General features: G+C 45.7%; 10 protein-coding genes. 6 read left to right on the forward strand and 4 right to left on the reverse strand.

Annotation, left to right across the window (positions count from 1 at the left end):
• The first annotated feature begins 14 nt into the window (after nt 1-14).
• The 3 genes from tesB (at nt 15) to H9J30_RS14490 (ending at nt 5,769) form a co-directional block, all read left to right on the forward strand.
• Entirely contained in the window at nt 15-881 is an 867-nt protein-coding gene (tesB, locus tag H9J30_RS14480; protein WP_240131629.1) for an acyl-CoA thioesterase II, read from the forward strand.
• Nucleotide 882: 1 nt separating this feature from the next.
• Nucleotides 883-1,287, forward strand: a complete 405-nt coding sequence (locus H9J30_RS14485; protein ID WP_240131630.1) for a YbaY family lipoprotein — start codon at nt 883-885, stop codon at nt 1,285-1,287.
• 579 nt (nt 1,288-1,866) lie between these two features.
• Nucleotides 1,867-5,769, forward strand: coding sequence for a S8 family serine peptidase (locus tag H9J30_RS14490; protein WP_240131631.1), 3,903 nt, complete (start codon nt 1,867-1,869; stop codon nt 5,767-5,769).
• 91 nt (nt 5,770-5,860) lie between these two features.
• Here H9J30_RS14490 and H9J30_RS14495 read toward each other — a convergent pair whose 3' ends face one another.
• Nucleotides 5,861-6,742, reverse strand: a complete 882-nt coding sequence (locus H9J30_RS14495; protein ID WP_240131632.1) for a LysR family transcriptional regulator — start codon at nt 6,740-6,742, stop codon at nt 5,861-5,863.
• Between the two features lie 182 nt (nt 6,743-6,924).
• Here H9J30_RS14495 and H9J30_RS14500 point away from each other — a divergent pair, with 182 nt between their 5' ends.
• Together H9J30_RS14500 and H9J30_RS14505 are read left to right on the forward strand one after the other, a co-directional pair.
• A complete protein-coding gene (locus tag H9J30_RS14500; RefSeq protein ID WP_240131633.1) occupies nt 6,925-8,175 on the forward strand; it encodes an MFS transporter in 1,251 nt (416 codons plus the stop codon).
• A 105-nt stretch (nt 8,176-8,280) separates the two neighbouring features.
• The gene (locus tag H9J30_RS14505; protein ID WP_240131634.1) at nt 8,281-9,795 is read left to right on the forward strand and encodes an MATE family efflux transporter; all 1,515 of its coding nucleotides are present in this window, start codon (nt 8,281-8,283) and stop codon (nt 9,793-9,795) included.
• Between the two features lie 108 nt (nt 9,796-9,903).
• Here H9J30_RS14505 and H9J30_RS14510 read toward each other — a convergent pair whose 3' ends face one another.
• Complete coding sequence (locus H9J30_RS14510; protein ID WP_047537234.1) at nt 9,904-10,107, reverse strand: DUF2986 domain-containing protein; 204 nt, start codon at nt 10,105-10,107, stop codon at nt 9,904-9,906.
• 159 nt (nt 10,108-10,266) lie between these two features.
• Between H9J30_RS14510 and yqfB the strand changes: the two genes are divergently transcribed.
• Nucleotides 10,267-10,581, forward strand: a complete 315-nt coding sequence (gene yqfB, locus H9J30_RS14515; RefSeq protein WP_275679635.1) for a N(4)-acetylcytidine aminohydrolase — start codon at nt 10,267-10,269, stop codon at nt 10,579-10,581.
• Nucleotides 10,582-10,637: 56 nt separating this feature from the next.
• On the opposite strand, the gene H9J30_RS14520 is transcribed toward yqfB, so the two are convergent.
• Both H9J30_RS14520 and H9J30_RS14525 read right to left on the reverse strand, forming a co-directional pair.
• Nucleotides 10,638-13,700: an efflux RND transporter permease subunit gene (locus H9J30_RS14520; RefSeq protein WP_240131635.1), complete on the reverse strand. Its 3,063-nt coding sequence runs from the start codon at nt 13,698-13,700 to the stop codon at nt 10,638-10,640.
• Nucleotides 13,697-16,972 (reverse strand): efflux RND transporter permease subunit, encoded by a 3,276-nt coding sequence (locus H9J30_RS14525; protein WP_240131636.1) that lies wholly within the window; start codon nt 16,970-16,972, stop codon nt 13,697-13,699. Before H9J30_RS14525 ends, H9J30_RS14520 begins: the two co-directional genes overlap by 4 nt.
• Nucleotides 16,973-16,977 lie beyond the last annotated feature (5 nt).

Raw genomic sequence — 16,977 nt, forward strand, 5'->3', positions numbered from 1 at the left:
TTCAGTAGGATCCTATGAGTCAAGTATTAGACGATCTCTTATCATTATTATCCCTTGAGCAAATTGAAATCGGGTTGTTTCGTGGTCAAAGCCAAGACTTAGGATTTGGGCATGTGTTTGGTGGGCAGGTGATGGGACAGGCATTAAGTGCCGCCAAGCAAACCGTGCCTGTCGAACGCCAGGTGCATTCGCTGCATTCATATTTTTTACGCGCAGGGGATGAGAAGTTCCCCATCGTTTATGAAGTTGAAAATATGCGCGATGGCGGTAGTTTTAGTGCGCGGCGTGTTAGTGCGATTCAAAAGGGGCGGCCGATTTTTCATATGACCTGCTCCTTCCAAGAACCTGAAGCGGGTTTTGAACATCAAGCGCTGATGCCAGAAGTTCCCGGCCCTGAGGGGTTATTAAATCAAAATGAACTGGCGATGACTTTACGGGATAAAGTTCCCGCGAGGATCCTCGAAAAATTTATGGAAGACGCGCCAATTGAAATGCGTTTAGTCAATCCTTTGCATCCCTTTGCACCCAAAGAAACTGAGCCTTATCGCTATGTGTGGCTAAGGGCGAATGGTGCAATGCCAACGGACACGCATATTCATGAATATTTGCTGGCTTACGCCTCTGACTTTAACTTTTTAGTGACAGCGGCTCAGCCCCATGGGGTATCGTTTTTAACACCAGGGATCCGAATGGCAACCATAGATCATGCAATGTGGTTCCATCGGCCGATTAATATGGGAGAATGGCTGCTGTACAGTATTGATAGCCCCAATGCCAGCGGTGGGCGTGGGTATGTTAGGGGGCAATTTTTCAATCAGCAGGGGGAGTTAGTGGCATCAACTACCCAAGAAGGGCTGATCCGTATGGTAAAAGGAAGTTAATATGTTAATGAAAGTAAAATTATTTATTCTAATGTGCTTAACCTCATTAGCGATGAGTGGCTGCGTAACAGTGAAGCCCGAACCACCGGTTATCGTCAATGGTGCTGCGGGCTATTTAGAGAAAATTGTCCTGCCTCAAGGAAGTGAAATTACCATCGCCATTATTGATTTAAATACCCCTGGTGTCGTTATTGCCCAAAAAAGCTTTAACATTGCTCGGGCGCCAGTACCGTTTAAGTTTCTGCTACCTGCGCAATCTATTGATAAACGGATTAATTATGGCGTAGTTGCCATGATTAAGTATCAGGAGCAGGTGATTTTTCAAACCTATGATCGTTTCCCTGTGATTAACAATGATAAATATACCACCGAGGTATTAATGAAGCCGGTCATGATTAATCAATAAAGCATTAATTATCACTAAAAGCCCTTTTTAAAAGGGCTTTTTTGTTTTTATCGTTTTGCTTTGTTGTCCTAGTTTACCGTCATGTATTTTATTATTTTCATGAAGGTGTTGTTGGGTGGCATTCTGTAAAGTTAAAGATTAAAAAATATCCATAATTGAATTTTTTGGTTATTAATTTTGTTTGTTGAAATTATTTCGTCTAAATTTTTTTGGTTTTTCCTAATGCAATAATCGATATTCTATTCTGTTAAATCGATGACTTAGCCATCATTAATATTGGCACGTAGCTCTAATTTACCTTGATTTTTAAGAGTTTGCTAAAATTCCTTTTAATGAAATAAACCGTGGGCTGTTCTTTTATATGCCTAAAATGAGTATTTTTATTGAGTACGCCATTCTTATTGATTGATTTTATGGGTAATTGTTCTGTTAATAATGTGTTTCAATGTGTATCGCCCTGTGTTAAAACGCTGAATTGAAGTTCGAATCAGTCACAGAAATTTAATCCATATTTGTGCTGAATAAATATTAAAAATTGAACTTTATAGAAATAAATTCGATATAGCGAAGGAAGCGATAATGAAAACAAAAATTGCATTAGCAGTGTCAATGGCACTGCTGTCATCTGCAGCAAATGCTCAAACCGTATTATCTCACAGCGGTGAAACTGTACAGTTTGATATTAGTCCTGAATTAGCGGCAAGTACTGTTCGTGGCAGTTTATCCATCGAAGCTAACGAGGTTAAATTTGTCCCGGAAGCGGATTTAGATGATAGTGAATACACTTATATTGTGCGTTTACGTGACAGTGCTGCAGCAAATTACCAAGGTGAAATTGCTGGCTTTAAAGCAACGAGCCCGCAACACTCTAGTAGCCGTGTTTCGAGTCAATTCTCTGGTAATGTAAAGCTGGATGTAGCTAAGCCTGAAGTTAAAAATTATGTTAGTTATCTTAAGGTTAAGCAAAATCGATTTTTAACGAATGCCAGTGCAGCGATAGGTAGTCCCATCGAAGCATTAACCACCTATCAGTATGCGCTTAATGGTATGGCGATTCGCATGACGCAGGCGCAGGCGATCAAAATGGCTGAGCTGCCAGAAGTCGTCTTTATTGAGCGTGAGCGTATTGAACAGTTAGAAACCGATGTAAGTCAATCGCTTATTGGTTCACCTAAAATATGGGATGGCAGTGCCACTGGCACAAAGGCGATGGGCGAAGGGGTGATAGTCGGGATTATTGATTCTGGCATTAACTCTGATCACGCTTCCTTTGCCGATATTGGTGGCGATGGTTATGACCATAGGAATCCGCTAGGTCAAGGTATCTATATCGGTGATTGTAAAACTGATTTTACCAGCATGTGTAATGACAAATTGATTGGTGTTCGCAGCTATTCTGAGATCACTAACAATTATGACGATGCAAAAGTCTTTGGTGATAAACCACCGGCTAAAAATGGTGAAGACTACGGTGGACATGGTTCCCATGTTGCGAGTACCGCCGCTGGTAATATCCTGTTAAATGTCCCCTATGTACAAGGTGAAGCCGGAAAGCTCGAAGGTGAGGGGATTTCAACCGACATTAAATTTGCGCAAATATCCGGTGTGGCACCCCATGCCAATATTATTGCCTATCAAATTTGTAATCCTGGTAATGCAGGAGACACCTATTCTGGTTGCCCAACTGCACCGATATTAAAAGCGATTGATGATTCGATTAAAGATGGCGTCGATGTGCTGAACTTTTCTATCAGTGGTGGCGGTAATCCATGGAATAGTGCTACAGAGCAAGGTTTTTTAGCTGCACGTAATGCGGGGATTTTCACGGCAGTTGCTGCTGGCAACACTCGTCCTTCTACTGCAACCAGTGCTGCTATTACCCAAACGCCATACTCGACACCGAAAAATGCCCCTTGGTATACCTCGGTGGCAAACTCCACTCATGATCGAGATATTGTGAGCGCAGTTGAGTTTAATGGTAAAAATTATAGTTTTACGGCTGGGTCTGGCCCTGCTTTAACGGAAGTCTTGAGTGGGATCCCTGTTTATGCAGGCAGTCTCGATTCGACGAATTTTGAAGCTTGTAAAGCCTTTGCAACGGATGCCTTCAAAGGCAAAATTGCAGTGATAAAGCGCGGTGGCTGTACATTTGATGTTAAAGTTGCAGCTGCATTGAACGCTGGCGCTAAAGGTGTTGTGGTGTTTAACCGAGAAGGCGAAGACAACACACGTTTAAGTATGTCAGGTTTAGAAAAATTAAATATTCCCGCAGTATTTATCGGTAACACCGATGGTCTTGCACTCATTGATGCGATTACGGCCAATCCGAGTCTTGAATTGGTAATTTCGCCTTTGCCTAAAGTGGTAACGAAGGAAGCTGATGTATTAAACGCCAGCTCACTTATCGGTCCCAATGCTACAAATGATGTATTAGTGCCCTTCGTCGCGGCACCTGGTACAGATATTTATGCAGCCTATGCTGATCAACAGTTTGGTCATGACAAAACCGGCACTGATCCAGCTGATTTTACCTTAATGTCGGGCACCTCCATGGCCAGTCCCCATGTGGCAGGCGCTGGAGCGTTATTAAAATCACTTCACAAGGATTGGACACCGGATCAAATCCGCTCAGCATTAATGTTAACCGCTACCACCGCTCAGGCGATGAAAAAAGCCGATGCTAAGACTATTGCCGATCCTTTCGATGTGGGAGCAGGCCGTATTCGCGTTGATTTAGCCGCCAAAACAGGCTTGGTGATGGATGAATTGGCACTAAGCTACGACATTGCCAATCCTGCGAAGGGCGGTGATCCTCGTAAGTTAAACATCCCAAGTATGGCGGATTCACGCTGTATCGATAATTGTACTTGGACTCGCACAGTCACAGCTACCGCTGACGGCACGTGGACAGCTAAAGGGGTTGCTGTGACCGATAAACTGGTGGTAACTGCATCGCCAGAGCGCTTTAGTCTGAAAAAAGGGCAAAGCCAAGTCATTACCGTGACTGCCAATGTGGCTGAGGTTGGTGAAAATTGGGGCTTTGGTAATTTAGTGCTTGAATCTGATGCCTTTCCAACGGCATCGATGCCAATTGCTGCCAAAATTGCCAAGCGTGATTTACCTACAGCATTGAATATCCTTGTCGCTCGTGATGCTGATGAACGCAATTTTAACCACCTAAAGGCTATTGATATGCCTGGTGTTTCAGCAAAAGTGACCGCATTGGCGTTAAGCGATACCCTTGAGTCCCGTGTGAAGCAGGATTCTGATAACAACAGTGCATTTGACAATTTGGAAGATGGTGTCAAGGTCTTTACCTTTAATGTTGAAGATAACGCCTTGTTTTTCAATGTATCAATCGGGGAGACTACATCTCCTGACTTAGATATGTTTGTGTTTCTAGACAAGAAAGATGGCAGTAAGTTGTCACGGGTTGGCTCTTCTGCTTTAAATGGGTCTAAGGAACGTGTCTCCATTAAAAATCCTGTCAAGGGACAATATATTGTTATCGTGCAAAACTATGAGGCTTCAGCCGCCAATGCTGAGGATACTTTTAGTCTCAAACAGGTGACACTGTACAATGGGGTGGGTGATAACTTGACGGCGGCCCTTTCGGGGGACAGCAAGGATTTCAGTATCAACCTCGCTTGGAAGCAAGCTATGTTAGTCGGCAGCGATGGTTTGGCTCAATTAACATTAACCAGCAGCGACGAGAAAGTGGCACCAGTTGCGATTCCGTTGTTGTTTGAGCGCACCATAGATGACGTGCTGCCACCATTGGGAAGTACGATATCCAGTGAATTAACACCTGGTGTACCTAAGGTGATAAAGACTCGGATTGCTGCCAATAGCACACCTGAGACGCGGGTTTACACCCTTGAAGCACAGATCCCTGAAGGCCATGAAGTGGCCAATATAAGCCATAAAGGTGTACATCAGGCGAATAAGATTAGCTGGACAATTGATATGGCTTCTGCGGCAGCCGCTCAAGATATTACTTTTGAGCTTGTGCCACGTAAGGCAAGTCAAGAGAACCAATTGATCTTAACTAACAAAGTGAATAACAGTAGCGCTGAAATCTTAAAGCAGGAATATCAATTTGATGTGACTGAAGTGGCGCCAGTTGCCATGATAGCAGCGCCAGCGTCAGTTCAAGAAGGTAAGCCTTTGTTTATTGATGCCAGTAAATCCGCTGATGCCAATAATGATCCGCTGACATATAAGTGGACTCAGTTAGGTGGTACAAGCTTTAATTTTGACCCCACCGCGGCCAAATTAAACTTAGTTGCACCTAATGTGGATGGAGCTGCACAAACGGTGTCTTTCCAACTGACGGTATCGGATAATCATGGTAATCGCGATTCGAGTGTCGTGTCTGTCTCTATTACCGATACGCCACCGAAGAAAGATGACGGTGGTGCTTTAGGTTGGTTAAGTTTACTTCTGCTGCCATTTGCCTTTGGTCGTCGTAAACTGCGCTAAGTTGTTCGAGCTCAAACCGGTAGACCCTAGCATGTATAAGGGTTAACCCTGATGAGGGCCGAGATTATCGGCCCTTTTTATTTTCCGTTTACTATCGATTTTTCATCAAAAATTCCACAAAGGCGCGGTCGGCTTGACTCACAGGGCGCTGCTTTTTCCAGGCGATATGCAGATTTAAAAATACTGGTGGGTCAAAGGGTTTCGCGAGGATGTCATCCTTAGGACTGATGGCCATTTCGAGCACGCTGGTGATGCCAAATCCCTGCGACACAATTTGTTTGATCAAGTTAATCAGATTGGTTTCAAAGGCTATATTGGGTTTTTTACCCAAGTCTTTTGCCTGAGAGAGGATCCACTCGCGGTGAAAGTAGCCAGTTTTGAACATTACCAGTTCATGGTCAAAGAAGTCGTTTAAGCTCACAGCGGGAATCTCCGCGAGTGGGTGTTCTGCGCCCATGGCAATAACCATTTGCTCGCGGATCAATAGCTGACTATCAAAGTCGGGTTGCAGATCTTGGGCGGTAATAATGGCGATATCCACTTCTTCCTGTTGCAACATCCGCAGTGCATCGCGAGTGCCACCTTCAAAGAGAGAGAGCTTTAACTCTGGGTATTGATGGCGAAAGGCCATGAGTCGTGAAGGTAGGTAAAAAGAACCCAACATGCCCGGCACGGCAATGCGTACTTCACCTGAGGTCAAATTAGCCATCGCGCGAATTTGCGCTTCAGCCTGTTTAATTTGTTTGAGGATCAAGGTGGCATGTTGGTGTAACACTAAGCCTTCGGCAGTCAGTGCCAGGTGTTTATCGTGCTTATTGCTGGTGCGGTTGATCAGGGTGACGCCAAGGGATAGTTCGAGCCGTTTAATACTTTGGCTTAGAGCGGGTTGCGCCATATTGAGTTTTTTGGCCGCCGCCGTAAAACTGCCAGTAATAGCAAGTGCATCTAAGTGTTTAAGTTGGCGTATATCCATGGTGTGAGCCTTTTGCTTGTGATGCACGCTTACGCGCGACAATTTGCGATAACCATGTCAGTTATCAACAATTTTCCATAACAAAAATCAATAAAGTCGATATAAATTATCTATTATTGTTATGTTATGCCCAGTGCTAACCTTTGTCTATCTTGAGAGTGATGCGTTAATCGAGGCAAAAAGTGCAAGCCGTGTTAGACACTATTATCGACAATAAACAACGTGATACCCGACTGATGTGGGCCCTGTGTGTGGCTTCCGTGGTGGTGTATATCAATTTGTATTTAATGCAGGGTATGTTGCCGCTGCTCGCCGAGCATTTTGCCGTATCGGGCTCACAGGCGACGCTTATTCTCTCTGTGACCAGTTTTTCCTTGGCATTTTCCCTATTAATTTATGCGGTGGTATCTGATCGTATCGGCCGGCATACGCCAATTGTCGTCAGCCTTTGGTTATTGGCGTTGTCGAATCTGCTGCTGATTTGGGTTGAGGATTTTAATGCACTTGTATATGTGCGCTTTTTACAAGGCATATTGCTCGCCGCGGTGCCCGCTATTGCGATGGCCTATTTTAAGGAGCAACTCTCACCAAGCACTATGCTCAAAGCCGCGGGCATTTATATTATGGCCAACAGCATAGGGGGTATTGCTGGGCGTTTACTTGGCGGGATGATGTCGCAGTTTTTATCTTGGCAAGAGTCCATGTGGTTGTTGTTTTTAGTCACCCTCGCAGGCGTTGCCTTGACGAGCTATTTATTGCCTTCAGTCGCGGATGCGAAGGTGATGTCGGGCGCTCAAACCTCGGCGCCTTCAGTCTCAAAACGGGCACGGTTATTACAGGATTTTTATGGTTTTAGCCACCATCTAACCGATCCGCAAATGCGTTTTGCCTATGCCATTGGTGGGATCACTTTTATGATGATGGTGAACCAATTTAGCTTCATTCAGTTGCATTTGATGGCTGCTCCCTATGAGTGGAGCCGTTTCCAAGCGACCTTGATTTTTTTGTGTTATTCCAGTGGCACTGTGGCCTCCTATTTTACCGCTAAGTGGCTGGCAAAATTTGGTCAGCACAGGTTATATCAATGGTCTTGGTGTTTGATGCTGTTGGGCAGTTTATTGACTCTGTTTGATACCACCGCCACCATTTGCATAGGCTTTTTGATGACAGCTTGTGGTTTTTTCTTAACCCACAGTTGCTGTAACTCTTTTGTGGCGATGCGCGCAAGCCGCGATCGCGCCAAGGCGACTTCGCTGTATCTGTGTTGCTACTACTTAGGTGCCGCCTTAGGTGGGCCATATTTGATGCTGTTTTGGCATAAAGCCGAGTGGCAAGGGGTGGTGATGGGTTCGTTAACACTGCTTGCGTTAATCGCATTGTCAATCACTCGTCTGCGTTATCACCAAACGAAGATGAGTCCAATTGCGGTATAAGCTGCTTTAGTGCTTGACCTTAATACCCATCGATGACTATAAAAGCAAAGGCCAACAATTCTCTGTTGGCCTTTGCTTTTGCAATGACTAAGGTAAAACAACCCCATGACCCAAGCTAAGTTTGTTGAAGGTTCGATTCTTCGCCATATTCTTGTGATGAGTTCGACCGCTGCCGTGGGGATTTCAGCATTATTTGTGGTCGATTTACTCGATATTTTCTTCTTAAGCTTATTGGGCGAACATGAATTAGCCGCAGCAGTAGGTTATGCGGGCAGTATTTCGTTTTTTACCACCTCAATTGGCATTGGCCTCTCCATTGCCCTCGGGGCGTTGGTGTCTCGCTCTATCGGCGCCAAGGATGTCGAGTTAGCTAAACGCCTATTGCTCAACAGTGCGGTGGTGACCACGTTAATCAGTGTGTTCGTCAGCATCGTAGTGACGACTTTTATTCCTGAATTAGTCACGCTTGTTGGTGCGAGTGGTCATACTGCTGAGCTTGCAGAGAGTTATCTGTATATTTTAGTACCTTCACTACCTTTTATTTGCCTTGCGATGGCCCTTGGCGGCGCGCTGCGTGCCGTGGGGGATGCAAAGCTTTCGATGATGTCAACCCTCGCGGGTGGCGGCGTGAATGCCGTGCTTGATCCTATTTTTATCTTCCTGTTTGCGATGGGGATCGAAGGGGCTGCATTGGCATCGGTCTTGGCGCGGATTACGGTATTTGTCATTGCGGGGCGTGGTGTTATGGTCAAACATCAACTCCTCGGCAAGTTTTATCGCAGCGATTTTAAGGCCGATCTTAAACCGATTTTTGCGATTGCAGGACCTGCCATTCTCACTAACATTGCCACGCCAATTGGCAATGCGTTTGTGACACGGGCAATTGCGGATTTTGGTGATGCTTATGTTGCGGGTTGGGCGGTACTCGGCAGGTTGGTGCCTGTCACTTTTGGGATGATTTTTGCCTTATCAGGTGCCATTGGGCCTATTGTTGGACAAAACTTTGGGGCAGGACGATTCGATAGGGTGCGCGAAAGTTTAACGAAGGCGATTCAATTTTGTACCTTGTATGTGGTGGTGATGTCGTTACTCTTGTTCTTACTTAAAACGCAGGTCGTTAGTTTGTTTGATATGAAGGGCGATAGTGCGGCGCTTATTGAGTTTTTCTGCAGCTATATTGCGGTGTTTTTTATCTTCTCTGGCATTTTATTTGTCGCAAACGCTTCCTTTAATAATTTGGGTAAGGCCAAATATTCCACCTTGTTTAATGTGGGCAAGGCGACTTTAGGTACTGTCCCCTTTGTCTATGTTGGCGCGCAGTTGGGCGGGGTTTACGGTGTGCTTATCGGCCAGGTCATTGGTTCTATTCTGTTCGGTGTTGTAGGTGTATGGGTTGCCTATCGCTTAGTCGACAAGGTTGCGTTGACATCGACCGGGCATGGTGTTGTTAGCTTAGCAACCGATGCGGACGAATTGATGACGAATGAGGTGGCACAGAATCTACCGAGTGCAACTAGCCCACTTTCATCCTCCTGCGCGCAAATGGCGCAATTAACGGAAGATCAAGAAATGGAGCCTGTTTTACCCTTAATTGGGCAACAGGATAATTCGAGGCGTTAATGTATTTAATGAGCAACGAATTGCTAGTTAAAATAAAAATGCCACAGTCTGGCTGTGGCATTACTTATTAGTCTTATTAGCGCATAAGTTTGTTTTCATTAAACAATATTATTGCTCAGTTGTTGCCTCTTGTGGCTCACTTGCTGCTGATTCTACTTCTGCAGCCGCAGCAAGTGCTGCGATCTTGGCGCGTTCTGCCTTAGAGATATAGCCAGATTTTGCGGGTGCGCCAATGGTGGCTGGATCGACTTTATTCAGTCTGGCTTTAGCACGTTTCGCAATTTTTTTGATGATCTTTTGTTTCTTGTTCATAAAGTCTCTAATGTCGTTCGCACCCGCTAAGCGCAGGAATATGAGGCCAATGGCTCAATTGAGGTCGAATTCTAACTTAAATAGCGCAAACTGACCATGTTTTGCTGTATTTTGTGCGTGCTATCTGTATTTGTGACGGGATAAATAGAGGGATTAACTTTGTTGACTGAGATTACTTTTTTTGAACGCTTTGAGCACGATATTTTGATGGGGAAGAAAACGATTACGTTGCGAAATGAGGCTGAATCCCATGTGATACCGGGCCAGATTCTTCCCGTGTCGACTTTCGAAACCCACCGTTGGTTTTGTGATATCCAAGTGTTGGAAGTGGCGCCAATTACACTGTCTGAACTCACGACGTTGCATGCCCAACAAGAAAACATGACTTTAGCTGAACTGCGACTGGTGATTGCCGAGATTTACCCCGACCTTGAACAGTTATATATGATACGTTTTAAGGTGTTAACAAAATAATAAAAGGCTGCGATGCAGCCTTTTCATCTTAGGTGTCAAGCTAACCTTTCATATCGTTATCTGGCCGTCCAGGGTAACAGTTTTTGGGCGAAGCGATGGGATTCACCCAGTTGCACCGAGGCGCGGTAACGCATTCTATAAAGCATCTGATAACATAACGGCACCAAATATAGGCTCGTCAAGGTTGAGAAAGACAAACCGCCGATTATCGCTATCGCCATCGGATAGTAGGGCGGGCCGCCGCCCCCAATTTGCGTATCGCCCATGGCCAATGGTACAAGGCCTAGAACCGTGGTTCCAACCGTCATTAACACCGGACGCAAACGGGTAATACACACTTCACGAATCGTGTCCGAAAGCTTATCGAGTTCGGGCGTCATTTGGTTGATTTGATCCACCAAGACGATACCGTTATTCACCACAACCCCCATTAAAATCAGGATACCGATCATCGACATGACTGACATAGGGGTGTCTGTGAGTAGCAACGCCCAAAACACGCCCGTAATAGAGAATAGGATTGAGGTAATAATCGCAGTCGGCAATAACAAGGACTCGAATAAGGCCGCCATCACAATATAAATCATGGCAATGGCAAGCAGCATATTGATGACCATGATGCTCTGATCTTCTTCTTGTCGCTCAAAACCGCCCCGCAGTGAATAGTTGTAACCATCAGGAAAACGCACATTCTCCATCACTTGTTTGATCTTAGTTTGGGCTTCTTCCGTGGTGATATTATCGAGGTTTGCTCCGATAGAGAGCGAGGTCTGACGATTATAGTGCTTGATGGTATCGAATCTGGGTTGGATTTCGATACTGGCAAGATTATCAAGCGTATAGAGGCGCTGATCGATTCGTACTACCGGTAATTGTTTGAGCTTATCAAGGGATTTTTGCCATTCCTTCTCATAGGCCATTTCGATACGCAGTTCTCCGTTTGGATCGTGCCTAAATGAACGCAGTGGAGTCCCTCTTAGTGCCATTGAAATGCTGGAAGCCACTTCGTTCAGTTTTAAATCCAGCCTTGCTGCCATTTGCCTATTAATGCGGATCACCACTTCCTGCTGAGCGCCATTGACTTCAGATCGTACATCCACTAACCCTTTGATATTCGTTAGTAGTGGTAATACTTGCTCACTCAAATGAATAAGTTCGGAGGTGGAACGACCAGTAAGTGTGACGCGTACGCCCGAGTTATCGTCACCCCAGCCGAATTGGGGTTTGGCGATAGAGTACTTAGGAAAGCCACTGCGAATTTTTTGCTTTAGTTCATCAAGCGGCATTGGCAGGTCCTTTTTCAGCAGAATCACCGATGATGCATCGTCTGGGGCATAGTAGCTATATACAGTATCAATATGGAATTGCTCTTTATTCTTATAAAGATAATCTTCCATTTGATTTACCATTGCTTCTGTCACATTGAGATTATGGCGACCTTCAACTTGATAGTTGATGTAAATCCGCTCCTTACTTTGGCTATCCTCCTGATCCTGTTTCACCATTGATATCGGTAGGGCCGTTGAAGCAAGAATCGCTACTGAAATCAGCCCTGAACGCCAAGGTCTGATAAGTACCCAATTGAGACTACGATTGTAGAAATTTTGCAATTTACCGGCGGTATTATCTGCCTCAATATCAAAGTGGAACTTGGTTAACATTAATGGAATTAATGTTTTAGCGACCAAAAGTGATGCAGCCAGCGAAATACAAATCGCAATCGCCACATGCTCAAGGAAAATGGTGAGTTGGACTTTGACGCCAAAAATATTGGGTAAAAATACAATCGCCGTGGTCAAGGTGCCCGCAAGCACAGCAAGACTCACCTTATCGACTCCTGTCATTACCGCGTTTTCATTGTCTTGGGGATTCGAATTGACAGAGTTACCTTGTTTTTCTTGTAGTACACTTTCGGTGACCACTACTGCGTTATCGATAAGCATACCTACAGCCAGTAGTAAGCCCATCATCGACAGAATATTTAAGCTGTAACCGAGCAGATACATGGCGGCCAATGTCATACCGATGGAAATCGGTACTGATGACACCACAATCATGGTCATTTTGAAATTTCTCAGAAATAGATACAGCACGATAAATGACAACAGGGCGCCCACTAATCCAGAAAGCAGTAGATCCGTTAGGGAAGACTTCACTCCGGATGCTTGATCTTCCATAATAAACAAGCGAATACCTTGAAATTGTTGGTCTTGTTTGGCCTGTTCAATCACCTTAAGCACGCGATCAGACACGTCCACCAAGTTTGCACCAGACTCCTTAAACACATCCAGACCCACAGCATAGTGTTGATCTAGATGACGTCCTTCACTGCGCTCAGGTAGAGAAAACTGCACATCTGCCACATCACCTAAGGTTAAGCCTGGAACTAATACTAACGCCTTGATGTCCTCGAGATTTTTAAACTCGCCCTTAGGTGAAACTTGATAAACTAAGTTGCTTTCCCTTAAGGTGCCTGCACTTAAGACAAAGTTTTCGCGGCCGAGACGAGCTTGTAATTCCGTTGCTGAAAAACCACTTGCAGCCAAACGGTTGGCATTGATCCGCACCTCTATCTGTTTTTGTTCTACGCCATAGAGGCTCACCTTTGAGACGCCCTCAACCCGCTCCAATGGCCGTTTTAACTGTTTATCGAGTAAATCGAATGCCCCAGAGAGCTCGCGGTCGCTCGAAATGCGTATGGTCAAAACGGGCATATCGGCCGTAGAAAATTGGCGGATAAATACCCGTTCAACATCCCTTGGTAATAAATGCCGTACCGCATCGATTTTTTCCCGCGCTTCTAAGCTTTTAGTCGCGACGTTTTCGCCCCATTTCATATTGATTTCGATCTCTGCACCTTCTTGAGAAGACTCAGATTCAAGCTCATCAATACCGCCCATGGTGGCGAGCGACTCTTCGACTACCTTAGTAATATCGCGTTCGACCTCCGCGGGTGTAGAGCCTTTGTAAGGCACTTGCACCACAATCTGCGGAATATCGATACCAGGGAACATTTCTAGCGGTAACAGACGGCTAGAAGCCAGACCAAACAGCAAGATTGCAAAGAAAAACATGCTGGTGGTGACAGGGCGTTTTATTGCTAAACGAGTGAGGTTCATGGGCGAGTCTCCACAGTTAGCGTTGTCGCGTCTTGCTCTGCTGTAGAAACAATGTTTGTATGGTCAAACTTTTTACGGTCAAACATGGCGTAGAGCACAGGGATTACAATTAGGGTCAAGAGTGTCGATAGGCTCAGACCAAAGATAACGGTGATCGCCATAGGTGCTCGGACTTCAGCGCCATCGCCTAGCCCTAGCGCCATGGGCAGTAGACCTAATACTGTGGTGAGGGTCGTCATCATAATCGGGCGAAGACGGGATTTGGCCGCTACCCTGATAGCTTCAAGCTTTTCCACGCCCTCTGAACGTAACTGATTTATCCTATCCACTAACACGATGGCGTTATTGACAACTATCCCCGCGAGCATAATCAGTCCAATAAATACCACCACACTCAAATGGGTTTGGGTGATATAAAGGCCAAGCACGCTACCCGCGAGGGCCATGGGGACAGCAAATAAAATCAGTAATGGGTGCAGTAATGATTCAAATTGACTCGCCATCACTAAGTACACTAAGAACACGGCAAGGATCAACGCAATCTTAAGTGATTGGAATGAATGTTCCATTTCTTCATTCTGACCACCAAAGCGGGCTTGAACTGATGCTGGCAACACCTGTGCCGCTAGAATTCGCTGCGCCTCGGCCACTGCATCACTTAAATCGCCATAGGCTAGGTTGGCCGACACTAAGGCAACCCGTTGTTGGCTGATACGATTTATCGCCGAGGGGCCTAATTGCAGTGATACTTCGGCCACCGCGCTAAGAGCAATCGGCTGAGAGCTGTCAGGGTTAATGATTAACGTATTAATATCGCTGATTTGGTCCCGCTCATCCAGTTGACTCCGAACGAGGATATCAATCTTACGATCACGAACCGTGTATTGACTGGCGACAGTGCCACCAACGCGCTGGGCAATACGATTGGCGACAGTGGGGGCATCCATACCTAATGCCGCTAAACGAGCATGGTCGAAACGGATGCTTAGCTCTGGCTGACCATCTCGCAGACTGGTATTGATATCGGCAAAGCGATCTGAAGCCGAAAGTGCGCTAACTAAGCTGTCAGCACTGCGTTTGAGTAAGGTTAAATCGTAACCTGTTAGCTCAATTTCAAGTGGCGTTTTAAAGCTAAAGAGTTCTGGTTGCTCGATTTTGGCTTCAAGTGCTGGAATGCGCTGAGCGGTATCTCGCAGTATTTGAGTCACTTGATGATAGGCGCTGTGATCCACAAGCTCGACCTGTAAACGCCCCCAGTTCTCACCGCCGCGGGCGGTATCTGAGGTCATTAAACCACCGCTGCCGGCTTGACTATAGGCATGTTTAACTTCGGGCCTGTCTTTAATCGATAACGCGAGCAGCTGCAGTATCCTATCGGTTTCACCCACTGCGGTACCAGGAGGTAGCAAGATCTCAACATAGAATTCCCCTTGGTTCATCGGTGGAATTAATTCCATACCCAGACGGGGAAGCAGACTAATACAAGCGCTAGTGATCCCTAGGGTGAATAGCATGGTAGCGAGTTGCTTACGCAGCGCTATTGCAAGGAGCTTGTGATAGATGGACTCAATACTATGGTACACAAAATTAAAGCCACTGCTCAAAGGGCGCATTATCAAACCAAGCAGCCAAGAGAAGAAGCGGCCAATAATTAACACAAAGGTGAGTAAGGCACTCGGCAAGTAATTAAATAACAAAACAATTGGGAAGGAAAACACGGTCGCACTATAGTGTTTTAATTTACCAAGTTTAGTGGTCGGTTTCTCCTTGGGGGTTTTCTTCATAAGCTCAGGCAAGATCTTAAATCCTTCCCGTGAGGCGAGCATTGGAATCGAGGTTAACGCAACCAGCAAGGAGGCCAAGAGGGCAAAGGTCACCGTTAAAGCTTGATCTGAAAAGAGGGCGCCAGCAATCCCATCGACAAATACTAAGGGAACAAACACCGCAAGTGTTGTCATCGTCGAGGCGAAAATCGCGCCTGCAACCTCCTTAGTCCCTGTTACCGCGGCATCCAATTTACTCATACCTTCACTGCGGCAGCGGTCGATGTTTTCGAGTACTACAATTGCGTTGTCAACCAACAGACCAATCGCCAGCGCAATACCGCCTAATGACATGATGTTTAGGCTGATATCGGCAAAGTACATCATGTTAAACGTGGCAATCACTGAGAATGGGATTGAGATAGAGATAATCAGCGTCGGGATAATATTGCGCAGGAACAAATAAATCACCAGCATGGCTAACACACTGCCCATGAGCGCTGAAGAGGTGACTTCACTGACGGCACTCTCAATAAATTCTGATTGATCGTAAATGACTTCCAGTTTGTTTTGCTGAGGATCTTTGTTGATCTTCACCAACTCATCACGCAATTTTTTGGCGACAGCGACAGTGTTAGCGTCGCCTTCTTTATAGATAGCCAGTTCAATCGATTCCTGACTACCAATGCGAGTGATATCGCTGCGCTCTTTATAGGCATCGGTAATAATGGCGACTTCAAACAGGCGCACTAGGGTTTGTGCATCGCGATAGACGATAACTTGTCCTAGTTCATCTAAGGAATTGAACTGATTAAGGGTACGTACCAGATATTCGCGATCCCCCTGGATAACTTTACCTGCCGAGAGATTGATGTTTTCTTCATTGATACGACGCTTAATGTCATCGGCATTAAGGTTTAGTTGCGACAGTTTTTCTTGATTAAGCTGAATATGAACTTCTTGCTCTAAACCGCCGGATAAACGCACCGCAGCCACGCCTGATAGTGCTTCTAAACGGCGTTTAAGCTCTTCTTCTGCGTAGGTACGCATCTGCTTGAGCTCGGCTTCAGAGGCATTAGGTACCGACAACGCGAGACGCATAATAGGATCAAGGTTTGGGTTAAAGCGCAGCAACAGGGGCTTTTTCACATCCAGCGGCAGGGCGATAGTATCGAGCTTTTCACGTACATCTAAGCTCGCCATATCCATGGTGGTTCCCCATTCAAACTCGAGCACCACATCTGACATGCCTGAGCGAGAAATCGAGCTGATTTTACGTAAGCCTTTAACCACGCCGACGGCTTCTTCAATCGGTTTAGAGACAAGTTGCTCAATTTCAACGGGGGCCGCGCCGTCGTACATGGTGCGGATCGTCAGGGTAGGATAGCTTAAATCGGGCAGGAGTTTGACCGCTAAGCGTGAAAATCCCACCATACCAAATAACATAATGGCCAGCATGAACATCCATACCGTGACTGGCCGTTTAACTGAGGTGCTGATGATTGACATGAAAG

Origin of the sequence: Shewanella cutis (assembly GCF_022410515.1) — a bacterium.
GTDB lineage: Bacteria > Pseudomonadota > Gammaproteobacteria > Enterobacterales > Shewanellaceae > Shewanella > Shewanella cutis.

What these genes read in the sequence shown, in the direction of transcription:
- H9J30_RS14490 (WP_240131631.1), top strand. Translation starts at nt 1,867, where the DNA reads ATGAAAACAAAAATTGCATTAGCAGTGTCAATGGCACTGCTGTCATCT.
- H9J30_RS14510 (WP_047537234.1), bottom strand. Translation starts at nt 10,107, where the DNA reads ATGAACAAGAAACAAAAGATCATCAAAAAAATTGCGAAACGTGCTAAA.
- H9J30_RS14525 (WP_240131636.1), bottom strand. Translation starts at nt 16,972, where the DNA reads ATGTCAATCATCAGCACCTCAGTTAAACGGCCAGTCACGGTATGGATG.
- H9J30_RS14505 (WP_240131634.1), top strand. Translation starts at nt 8,281, where the DNA reads ATGACCCAAGCTAAGTTTGTTGAAGGTTCGATTCTTCGCCATATTCTT.
- H9J30_RS14485 (WP_240131630.1), top strand. Translation starts at nt 883, where the DNA reads ATGTTAATGAAAGTAAAATTATTTATTCTAATGTGCTTAACCTCATTA.
- H9J30_RS14495 (WP_240131632.1), bottom strand. Translation starts at nt 6,742, where the DNA reads ATGGATATACGCCAACTTAAACACTTAGATGCACTTGCTATTACTGGC.
- H9J30_RS14520 (WP_240131635.1), bottom strand. Translation starts at nt 13,700, where the DNA reads ATGAACCTCACTCGTTTAGCAATAAAACGCCCTGTCACCACCAGCATG.
- tesB (WP_240131629.1), top strand. Translation starts at nt 15, where the DNA reads ATGAGTCAAGTATTAGACGATCTCTTATCATTATTATCCCTTGAGCAA.